Origin of the sequence: Nocardia sp. NPDC004168 (assembly GCF_040610355.1) — a bacterium.
Taxonomy (GTDB): Bacteria; Actinomycetota; Actinomycetes; order Mycobacteriales; family Mycobacteriaceae; genus Nocardia; species Nocardia sichangensis.
Window position 1 is genome coordinate 1 of the sequence record NZ_JBEXME010000116.1, and the last position, 1041, is coordinate 1041.

A 1041-nucleotide genomic window follows, 5' to 3' on the forward strand; every position below is an offset into this window, starting at 1 on the left:
CGTATCGTCGATCTCGGAAGGAATCGGACGCTATGTCCACTTAATCGGAGGTCGGTCATGAGAACCTTGTTGCATCTGGATGCCAGCGCCCGGCGACGGTCGATCAGCCGGGAATTGAGCGCCGCCTTCGCGGACGCGTGGCGCGCACGGCACCCGGACGGCGGCTACCACTACCGTGACCTCGCGGCCGACCCGGTGCCGTTCATCGGGGAGGGGTGGACTCAGCTGTGCGACGCTGTGCTCACCCTGCCGAACACGGACGTAGAACGAATCGGTGAATTGGTGCGCACTCCCGAACATGCCGCCGCGTGGGAGATCGTCGAGCCCCTGCTGGCCGAGTTGCTTGCGGCGGATGTGATCCTGATCGGCACCCCGATGTACAACTACTCGATTCCGGCTTCGCTCAAGGCCTGGCTGGACCAGGTGACATTTCCGCGAATGTCGCTCGGCCACCGAAAGTTCGTCGTGACCAGCGCACGCGGCGGCGCCTACTCGCCCGGCGCTCCGAAAGCGGCCTACGACTATCAAGAGCGCTTCCTGCGCGACTTCTTCGCGGGCCATTTCGCGGTTTCCGACACCGTTTTCGTGCACGCGGAACTAGCCAATTCCCGCCAGGACCCAGCGCTGGCACACCTGCGTGCCGAGCACGACACGTCCTACGTCCGCGCTCTGGCCGCCGCGCGCGCTCTGGCCGGGGAGCACTGACGTGAACTGGGTAGTCCTCGCCGCCGCCGGAGTGGTGGAAATCGTCTGGTCGCAGAGCATCAAACCGACCGAGAACTTCACCAGGCTCGTCCCGACCCTGATCTGCTTCGTTCTCGGCGTCACCGCCGTGTATCTGCTGTCGCGCGCCATGCAGACGTTGCCGGTGGGCACCGCCTACGCCGTGTTCACCGGCATCGGCGCGCTCGGCGCGATCACCCTCGGCATCGTCGTCCACAAGGACCCGCTCGGTGCGGGGCGCTTGCTGGCCCTGGCGTTGATCCTCGGCGGCATCGTGCTGGCGAGGATCACGAATCCGGAGTAGAACTCCGCGCGGAT

At 65.7% G+C, this 1041-nt stretch carries 2 protein-coding genes; both read left to right on the forward strand.

Annotated features, from left to right (window positions below):
* The first annotated feature begins 57 nt into the window (after positions 1-57).
* Positions 58-705 carry an NAD(P)H-dependent oxidoreductase gene (locus tag ABZW96_RS37680; protein ID WP_355081672.1) on the forward strand — a complete coding sequence of 216 codons (648 nt, stop codon included), beginning with the start codon at positions 58-60 and terminating at the stop codon, positions 703-705.
* 1 nt (position 706) lies between these two features.
* Complete coding sequence (locus ABZW96_RS37685; protein ID WP_355081674.1) at positions 707-1027, forward strand: multidrug efflux SMR transporter; 321 nt, start codon at positions 707-709, stop codon at positions 1025-1027.
* Positions 1028-1041: the final 14 nt, after the last annotated feature.